Origin of the sequence: Neobacillus drentensis (assembly GCF_036966985.1) — a bacterium.
GTDB lineage: Bacteria > Bacillota > Bacilli > Bacillales > Cytobacillaceae > Neobacillus > Neobacillus drentensis_E.
Window position 1 is genome coordinate 19,348 of the sequence record NZ_JBALSN010000095.1, and the last position, 9,868, is coordinate 29,215.

Annotated in this window: 8 protein-coding genes; 6 read left to right on the forward strand and 2 right to left on the reverse strand. The window is 39.8% G+C overall.

All coding sequences use genetic code 11. From position 1 onward, the window contains the following. Positions 1-69 precede the first annotated feature (69 nt). The 6 genes from V7659_RS06905 (at position 70) to V7659_RS06930 (ending at position 5,990) form a co-directional block, all read left to right on the forward strand. Positions 70-639 carry a hypothetical protein gene (locus V7659_RS06905; protein WP_335538993.1) on the forward strand — a complete coding sequence of 190 codons (570 nt, stop codon included), beginning with the start codon at positions 70-72 and terminating at the stop codon, positions 637-639. A 1-nt stretch (position 640) separates the two neighbouring features. Further along, positions 641-1,981, forward strand: coding sequence for a nitrous oxide reductase family maturation protein NosD (gene nosD, locus V7659_RS06910; RefSeq protein WP_335538995.1), 1,341 nt, complete (start codon positions 641-643; stop codon positions 1,979-1,981). Then, positions 1,945-2,742: an ABC transporter permease gene (locus V7659_RS06915; RefSeq protein ID WP_335538997.1), complete on the forward strand. Its 798-nt coding sequence runs from the start codon at positions 1,945-1,947 to the stop codon at positions 2,740-2,742. Before nosD ends, V7659_RS06915 begins: the two co-directional genes overlap by 37 nt. Beyond that, entirely contained in the window at positions 2,739-3,416 is a 678-nt protein-coding gene (locus tag V7659_RS06920; protein WP_335538998.1) for an ABC transporter ATP-binding protein, read from the forward strand. The genes V7659_RS06915 and V7659_RS06920 overlap by 4 nt, the downstream gene beginning before the upstream one ends. Next, positions 3,413-4,315 (forward strand): FixH family protein, encoded by a 903-nt coding sequence (locus V7659_RS06925; RefSeq protein ID WP_335538999.1) that lies wholly within the window; start codon positions 3,413-3,415, stop codon positions 4,313-4,315. Before V7659_RS06920 ends, V7659_RS06925 begins: the two co-directional genes overlap by 4 nt. Positions 4,316-4,628: 313 nt before the next feature. Next, entirely contained in the window at positions 4,629-5,990 is a 1,362-nt protein-coding gene (locus V7659_RS06930; protein ID WP_335539000.1) for an IS1182 family transposase, read from the forward strand. A 132-nt stretch (positions 5,991-6,122) separates the two neighbouring features. On the opposite strand, the gene V7659_RS06935 is transcribed toward V7659_RS06930, so the two are convergent. Together V7659_RS06935 and V7659_RS06940 are read right to left on the reverse strand one after the other, a co-directional pair. Beyond that, a complete protein-coding gene (locus V7659_RS06935; protein WP_335539001.1) occupies positions 6,123-7,580 on the reverse strand; it encodes a glycoside hydrolase family 1 protein in 1,458 nt (485 codons plus the stop codon). 63 nt (positions 7,581-7,643) lie between these two features. Further along, entirely contained in the window at positions 7,644-9,563 is a 1,920-nt protein-coding gene (locus V7659_RS06940; protein WP_335539002.1) for a beta-glucoside-specific PTS transporter subunit IIABC, read from the reverse strand. Positions 9,564-9,868: the final 305 nt, after the last annotated feature.

Consider the following 9,868-nt stretch of genomic DNA (forward strand, 5'->3'; position numbering starts at 1 on the left):
GAAGGGCTCGCCTTATACTTGTCGGGGCTGAGCAAGGCGCTTCCACTTTATAATAAAGGCGATGTTAACATGAAAGGTACAACAAAAAAATTATCAGTGGTTTCTTCATTATTACTTGTTACTTCAACTATTTTAATAGTCATCTCTTTATTTTTCCCATGGTGGAAAATGGTCTTTGTTGCTCCTCAATATCCAGAAGGGTTAAATATCATTGTGTACCCGAATAAACTCGAAGGCGAAATTGATATCGTTAATGGGCTTAACCACTATATTGGTATGGCGAACTTCAGTGAAAAAAACTTCCCTGAATTAGCATATTTACCTTATCTAGTTGGAGGTTTAGCGGCTTTAACTCTTTTAACCGCCCTGCTTCGAAAAAAATCTATTCTATTCGGATTAATCGGCATATTTGTGATTGGCGGCGGGCTGGGTGTCTATGACCTTCACCATGCATTGAAAAAGTTTGGCACCAATTTAAGTCCTGAAGCTCCCATAAAAATGGATCCATTTGTTCCGCCTATTTTAGGACATAATACAGTGGCGAATTTCCAAACCAACAGCCTGCTTGGCCTCGGAACATACTTGGTGATTGCTGCGTTTATCCTCTTACTCATTCCGTTATGGAAGGATCGAAAGTAAAATGAAAAAACTTGCGCTCTTATCTTTCATTTTTTCTCTATTGCTAGTTATGAGCCCTGAGAAAAAGCTGGCAGCCGAACAATTACAAGCAACCATCGACAGCCTGAAAGAAGGGGCGGTCCTGAGGCTTGAAAATAAAACCTACCAGGGCAATATAGTCATCAACAAACCGATAACGATTATTGGCTCAACAAAGACCGTGATCAGAGGAGACGGAACCGGGAATGTCATTTCCATTAAGGCGCCTGATGTGAAACTGAGCCACCTAACCGTCTCGCATGGAGGTATGAACCGGAACTCAGCTGAGGAATACGCGGCCATTAAGATTTACACAAACAACAATATTGTCGAACATATCATCATCCGCGACTCCTTTCACGGCATTTATTTAAGCCAGGCACACAAAAATACCATTCGTTCCAACCAAATTAAGGGTCTGGGAAAAGGCGAAATTGCCGCCCAGGGCAATGGGATTCACGTTTATTATGCCAATGATAATCTGCTTGAACAAAATACAATTGAAGGCACCCGGGACGGGATGTTCTTTGAATATGCGAACAACAACAAAAGCTATGAAAATAGTATCAGCCACACAAGATATGGTTTGCATTACATGTATTCCGACCAGAACATTTTCAAGAAGAATATATTCACGATGAATACCGGCGGCGCAGCGATTATGAACTCGAATCATTTAAAGCTCGAGGATAATCAATTTCTCGTGAACTACGGCAACCAGTCGTTTGGATTATTGCTGCTTCAAGCAAATGACAACGAAATTGCCAATAATACCTTTTACATGAACCAACGCGGCATGTACATTGATCAAGCGACCAGAAATGAATTTCGCCACAACAAAATCGTTCAAAACCAAATTGGTATTGAACTGTGGTCGAGTTCCAATGACCAAGTTTTCACCTTAAACCAAATCACTGAAAATACGATTCCTGCTGTAACTCTTGGCGGCAATAGTGAGAATAATTCCTGGAGCAAGAATGGCAAAGGGAATGACTGGGGCAGCACGTTCCCCATCACCGATTTAGATCAAGACAGCATTGGGGATTTTCCAATAACCTATCGTTCTTCTTTATATCAATTAATAGAAGACCAAGAATTATCCTATTTATTTCTAAAAAGTCCCGCACTGAAGATTTATGAAAAAATGAACGCGGCGCTGTCAAAGGAAGCAGTCATGTTTCATGACCCACACCCGCTAACAGCGGCAAAAGGATCTCATTCAAAAGCAATTTTCCTTATTGCCACCTTGCTAATTGTGGGGATTTTACTAAAGGGGAGACACCTACTATGCATTTCATATGGAAGGAATGGAAGGAAAATATAAGAGGAAAAGGACTTTGGCTAAGTTTAGGTATTATTGTTCTGATTTCAATCGCGATTTTATTTCGTTCCTCAGCCCTTTCATTTGATAAAGGCTTTTATGTGCTCTTAATCAACTTGTTTGATACGATTATCTATTTTATTCCGATTCTATGCTTATTTATCGGGGCATTCTCGATTTTTCAAGAAAAGGAACAAAAGACATTGATTATGCTGCTGACAAAGAAAGACCATTTCGGAAGCTTCCTAATCAAAAAAAGCCTAGGACTCTATACAGTTGTCCTTATCCCGTTGATTACGTGGTTTTTCATTTATTTATTATTACTAAAATTTAACTTTCAACTTGATATTAAAAGCTATTTCATCTTTGTGGCAGCGATTGTTTGCATGAGCCTCGTCTTCTTGCAAATGGGCGCGGCCATCGGAAGTATCAGCCGCTCGAGGATGCAGATTTTAGGGTTAACGATCTTTGTCTGGTTTTACTTTTTCTTCTTGCATGATTTTATCTTGCTGTCATTCTTACCTGATGTGACATACGAAAATGTGAAACTATTTTCTTCAGTTTACTTTTTAAATCCGCTTCAGGCTGTTCGAATGTTTTTAGAAACAGGCACGGGGGTATATTCCTTCGGACATATGTCGAGACTCTTACAAGCGTTTATGTGGACGAAGCCGGCATTCTTTCTGCTCGGCAATCTATTGTTCTGGCTCATCACTTCATTTTTCATAGCGACTGTTTTCAATCGTAAGGAGGGGTACGAATGATCACCATAAAGAATTTAACCCAATCATTCGGAAAAAAAACGGTCTTAGATTCAATCAATCTAGACATTAACCGAAATGAAATTTGTGCCCTGGTTGGCCGCAATGGTGCCGGGAAATCGACACTTATCAATAGTTTGCTTGGATTGCTACCAGTCAAGCAAGGGGAAATTTTGATAAATGGGATTGCCGTGAACAAGAAAAATGAGGAGTGGAAAAGAAAAACCGCCTATCTGCCGGAAAAATTTATGCTTTATCCGATGCTGACCGGATTGGAAAATATGACGTTTTTTGCAGAGGCGGTAGATAAGACCGCCAACCAGGAACGAATCGAGCAGGTGCTTCGCTCAGTCAGCTTGTGGGACGACCGCAATGAACAAGTCAAGAAGTACTCGAAAGGGATGCTGCAGCGCCTTGGTTTAGCGATCACCCTTTATCAGGATTCAAGTCTATTGATTCTTGATGAACCAACAAGCGGTATTGACCCGCTCGGAAGAAAAGAAATTTTAGATGTACTCAGTTCCCTTCAGGATAAAACGATTCTGCTGTCCTCGCACCATCTGGATGAAATTAAGCAGATTTGTACCCATGTTGCTTATTTGGAAAATGGAAAAATGGAAAAATATAAAGTAGAAGAGTTTTTACAAACTCATAATTTAGGAGGAATCAGTTCATGAAGATACGGGTAATCTCCGCCATCCTTCTTTTGATTGCCGTGATTACAGGATGCAGTTCAGGCCCTAACTATAAAGTGGCCGTCACAAAGGATCTTTATTTCGTCAAGGATACAGCCATGCCTTTTGAAGTAAAGGTAACCGAAAACAAGAAAGCCATAAAAGGGCTAGATGTATCTGCCAACCTAGCAATGACGGAAATGGATCATGGCAGCTTTGATGTCAAGCTTGAGGAAGGAAAAAATGGCACCTATAGCGGCAAAGTAAATTTGCCAATGGGCGGTAAATATGAGGCCGTATTTACGCTTAAAAAAGACGGGAAAAAGACGGAGAAAGTCATTGAACTGAACGTAACCAAGCCAAAAGGGGTTGCCAAGGTGAATGGCGAGTGGATCACTGCTGAGGATGTCAGCTTTTATAAGTTCATTAACCAATTGCAGCTAGCGATCAACCGTGAAAGTGCAGAGAAACAATATAAGGGCGAGCAGTTAGAGGAAGAACTCACTTATTTAAAGACACAGGAAAAAACACTTGAAGATAAAAATCAATTATTAACACAAATCATCCGCCTCCGGGCGATGGCCTTACTGGCGGATGAAAAAGGGCATAAAGCAACGGAGACAGAAGTGGATGCAGCCCTTAGCAAGGCACGCGAACAATATAATCAATTTGAATCAGCTAAAAAGCTGATCAACAATTACGGAGAAGAGAAGTTTTGGGCAACAGAAAAGCAGCAGTATCAAATGATTGTCATGTCCCAGAAGGTTCAAAAGGATCTGATTGACAAGGCCAAGAAGGAAAACCCTAAAGCTGGGGAACAAGAAATTTACTATCAAGCTCAAAAAGAATATGAAGAACTGCTGGTTTCACAAGTCAATTCTTTAAAGATTGAGATCCTATAAAAAAAGAGATTGGAAACTCCAATCTCTCAGACTGTCGACAAATCCGAAGGATTTCGGGTTTTATATCGGCAGTCTTTTTTGTTTGGCTAATTAAACTAGTCTGTTGATTTCCGTTCCAGGCGGCTTCGCTTTCCGCGGGCGGTTCGGTGAGCCTCCTCGCCGCTTTCAGCGCCTGCGGGGTCTCCCCTGTCCGTACTCCCGCAGGAGTCTTCGCCGCCTTCCACTCCAATCAACAAGGTTATAAAATCACTAATGACCTTTATATCAGCCCTTTGTATAATTAAGATACAGACATATAAATGAGGTGGATGAAATGCTAACTAAAAATACACAGATGAATCGTGACCAAATAGAAATGATAGCTTTAGATCAGCTTGTACCTTCAAATCATTTGGTTCGAAAGATTGAAGCTGCTATTGATTTTTCATTTATTTACTCACTTGTTCAAGATTTGTATTCATCTGAACGGGGACGCCCCAGCATCGACCCCGTAGTATTAATTAAGATGACTTTCATCCAATATACCTTCGGTATTCGGTCCATGCGTCAAACCATTGGGGAAATCGAAACTAATATGGCATATCGTTGGTTTCTTGGTTTTAGTTTTAATGACAAGGTACCACACTTTTCAACATTCGGTAAAAACTACGAGCGGCGCTTTAAGAATACAGATTTATTTGAAAAGATTTTTTATCGTATTTTGAAGGAAGCCTCTGACAAGAAATTGATTAGTAGCGAACACGTATTTATTGATTCCACACATGTTAAGGCGAGTGCGAATAAGCGCAAATTCGAGAAGAAAGTTGTCCGAAAAGAATCGAAAGCTTATGAAGCACGTTTACAAGACGAGATTAATAAAGACCGCGAGGATCACGGAAAAAAGCCATTTCCTCCCGATAAATTTGATAAAGAGGAATTAAAAGAAATTAAAGAAAGTACGACTGACCCAGAAAGTGGTTATTACGTAAAGGACGAGCGAACTAAACAATTCGCATACTCATTTCATGCAGCTTCAGATCGAAATGGTTTTGTTCTTGGCACAATTGTAACACCAGGGAATATCCATGATAGCGTCATATTCGAGCCACTACTTGAGAAAGTCATCGAAAAACATGGGAAACCTGAAGCTGTTGCTGCTGATGCTGGATACAAAACACCTGCTATTGCTCAATTCGTATTTGGAAATGATATGACTCCTGCCTTACCGTATACACGTCCACGTACGAAGGATGGTTATATGAAAAAACATGAGTATGTTTATGATGAATACTACGATTGTTATATCTGTCCGCAAGGACAAATACTGAAGTATGCAACGACGACGAAGAATGGAAAGCGTCAATACTTTTCTAATCCTCTTGATTGTAAAAATTGCCCATTACTTTCCGAATGCACGCAAAGTAAAGAACATAAAAAATTGATTGAGCGGCATGTGTGGGAACATTACATAGAAGAAGCCGATCATCTTCGTCATACACAAGAGAATAAAAGCATTTACGCAAGACGTAAAGAAACGATTGAACGTGTTTTTGCAGATGCTAAAGAAAAGCATGGCATGCGTTGGACAACCTTAAGAGGCCTTAAAAAATTGTCCATGCAAGCGATGCTTACTTTTGCTGCCATGAATTTGAAAAAGATGGCCAACTGGACATGGAAGAGTCCAGAAATGGCCTAGAAATAGGCATAGGATAGGTCTAAATTTTGCTCTTACGAGCAAAAAAACAATTAAAGGCATTCGAATGAGCTCATTCGAATGCCTTTTGTCTACAATCTGAGAGATTGGAAACTCCAATCTCTTTTTTTACATTTACAGTTCTTCGCCGTTTGTTGCGATGACATTTTTGTACCAATCGAATGATTTTTTCTTCTTTCTTTCTAATGTACCGTTACCATAATCATCTTGGTCAACATAAATGAAACCATAGCGTTTAGACATTTCTGAGGTACTTGCGCTGATTAAATCGATACAGCCCCAGCTGGTGTAACCCATTAAATCTACTCCGTCTTTGATCGCTTCGCCCATTTGGTCAATATGTGCGCGCATGTAATCAATCCGGTAATCATCGTTGATCGAGCCGTCTTCCTCGACTTTATCGTAGGCACCCAAACCATTTTCCACAATGAATAAAGGTACTTGATAGCGGTCGTACATTTTCTTTAATGTAATACGTAAGCCCTTGGGATCAATTTGCCAACCCCAATCAGATGCTTGTAAATAAGGGTTTTTAATACCATTAAAGAAGTTCCCTATTTCTTTTAATCGCTCTTCATTACCACTCGCCACCATAGACATATAATAGCTAAATGATAAGAAGTCTACTGGATGCTGCAACAAGATTTCCTCATCACCTGGCAGCATGTCAATTTGGATATTCTTCTTTTCAAAATAGCTTAACATATAACTTGGATAATAACCGCGCACTTGAACATCTGTGAAGAACAGGTTCTTCTGATCTTCTTCTAATGCTGCTAAGACATCATCCGGGTTGCACGTTTCTGGATATACTTCCATACGAGCCAGCATACAGCCAATCTGTGCACCAGGAATGATTTCATGACAGGCTTTTACCGCACGTGCACTTGCCACAAATTGATGGTGGAGCGCTTGATATACAGCTTGCTCTTTATTCTCGACACGATCTACTAAAATCCCACTGCCGATATACGGAGAGAAGGTTGAGATATTAATCTCATTAAAGGTTAACCAGTATTTTACTTTGTCTTTATAACGAGTAAATACAGTTTCTGCATAACGGACAAAGAATTCCACTAAACGGCGGTCGGTCCAGCCATTATACTTTTGCACCAAGTGAAGCGGCATTTCATAGTGTGATAGAGTCACCAAAGGCTCGATGTCATATTTTAATAGTTCATCAAACACTCGATCGTAGAAAGCTAGTCCCTCTTCATTCGGGACTAACTCGTCCCCATTTGGAAAAATACGCGGCCAAGAAATCGACATTCTGAATGTTTTAAAGCCCATTTCAGCGAACAGCGCAATGTCTTCTTTATAGCGGTGATAAAAGTCAATTCCACGGCGTTTAGGGAAGTTATCTCCCTCTTTTCCTGCCAATAACGCTTCTAACTCTTCTTCACTTCTGACATCCATCTCGATATCATTTGTGCGTTCTTCTTTAGGGATAAATGTAACCATATCAAAAATTGATAGGCCCTTACCGCCTTCATTATAGGCACCTTCTAACTGATTGGCTGCAGTTGCGCCACCCCATAAAAATCCTTCTGGAAATGATGTTTGTCTTGTCATCTTTTTTCCTCCTCCATTTTAGAGACTCCGACTGTTAACAATCGGAATCTCTTTTTTTAAAAATTAACCACAAATCGTTAATAATGTTTCTTTCTGATTAATTGCTGTCTTTGCTGTTGGATTAATTTCTGCATAATCGCCGCTATTGGTGATAATGATAGGTGTGGTCACTTCACAACCTGCTGCTTTAATTTTAGCGATATCAAATTCTACTAATAGATCTCCTGCTTTGACGGTGTCACCTTGGTTGATATGAGCAGTAAAATGTTCTCCGTCTAATTTAACGGTATCCATTCCCACATGGATTAATATTTCCACGCCTTTATCGGATGTAACCCCAATCGCATGTTTGGTTTTGAAAAGTGTGGTTACAACACCATTGACTGGAGAAACTACTTTTCCTTCTGATGGTTCAATTGCAATCCCTTTACCCATAACTTCACTTGAAAATGCTGCGTCTTCTACTTGATTTAATGGAATTACTTTTCCTTTTAACGGACTTGCAACCTCTTGCGTACGGGTTTTATCGATCACTTTTACTGCCTTTGGTTCATTAGTTGCTTTTTCTTTATTTGCTGGATCTTTGAAACCGAATAGATAAGTTAAAACAAACGCTACGACAAAACCTGCAACTAACGCAATCACTGCTCCCCAGACAGTCATATCAAGTGATGAACCAGGCTTGATAAAGGTTGGTATAACGAAAATACCCATTCCTCCAAACATCCATAATTTTCCTGCAGTAGCACCAATAATTCCACCGCCTACTGCTCCACCAATACAGCTCATAATAAATGGCTTTTTAAGTGGTAATGTTACACCGTAAATAGCTGGTTCTGTCACGCCAAAAATACCTGAAATGAAAGCTGGAAAACTTAGTGTTTTCAATCCTTTGTTTCTTGTCTTTAACATAACCGCTAAAACAGCACCAACTTGTGCGAAACATACCATAACTGTGGTTGCTAGAACCGGATCGTAATGTAAAGTTGTTAAGTTGTTAATTGCAATTGGAACAAGTCCCCAGTGAAGTCCAAAGATAACAAATATTTGCCAAAATCCTCCGAGAATTAAACCAGCTACAACAGGGCTTAACTTATAAATCCATAATGTTGCTGCACCAAGAAGAGTACCTGCCCATGTAGCAACTGGACCAATCACTAAGAAAGTTAATGGGACCATTATGATAATGGTCAAAAATGGAACGACGAAAGTTTTTACAACATCTGGAACAATCTTTTTGAAACCTTTTTCTATCTTTGTTGCAAAAAACGCTGAAAGTAGAATTGGAATAACGGATGAAGCATAACTCATCATGATGACTGGAATACCTAAGAATGTAATACGTATATCTGACTGGATTAACGATCCTTTAAAAAGTGTATAAAGTGGATCTCCTGCTGTTAACGTTGACAATGTTGGATGCACCAAAGCGGCAGCGATTGCCATTCCAACAAAAGGTGTACCACCGAATTTTTTCATGGCTGTGTAACCTAAGAAGATTGGTAAGAAATTGAATAAACCGTCTCCTGCGATATTCAGTAAGTTATAAGTTCCTGATGTGGCTGTCACCCAGCCTAAAGCAAGTATTAGTGCCGCCAAACCTTTGATCATACCTGTTGCCGCTAAAACACCTAGGATTGGAGTAAATACTCCTGAAATCATATCTATAAATCTAGCACCTAAACCTGCTTTGTTTGTATCTTCTGAATCACTTTCAGCTGCTCCACTCATATTGGCAACTTGTAAGAATGTTGCATAAACATCTGGTACATGGTTTCCAATGACCACCTGATATTGACCGCCGCTTTGCATTACAGTCACAACGCCCTCAAGATTTTTAATCTCTTCCGTTTTGGCGATCTTTTCGTCCTTTAACTTAAAACGTAGTCTTGTCACACAATGAAACACACTGTTGATATTGCCTTTCCCGCCGACTAACTCTAAAATGTTGCTTGTTAAGCCTGTGTAATCCTTTTTAGCCATTAAAAACACCTCCAAATTTTATACAACCAAATTTGTATCCGTTTCCAGTCCAAGAAAACAAAAAACCTAAATTAACCAACCATAAGGAAAGAATCCTCATGTGTTGAGTAATTTAGGTTTTGCCTGCCGAACCAGTAACAATCCTATAATAGATTATTAAGTTTTTAATGAAATACACCGTAACAGGTAGGGAGGCAGCCACCCCGAGTTCCTTTTTTCCGGATCAAAAGTGTCTCAAGAATACAAAAAAACCTAAATTGTGCGCCTCAAACAAATGTTTAGAGACGACAATTTAGGTTTTGCCT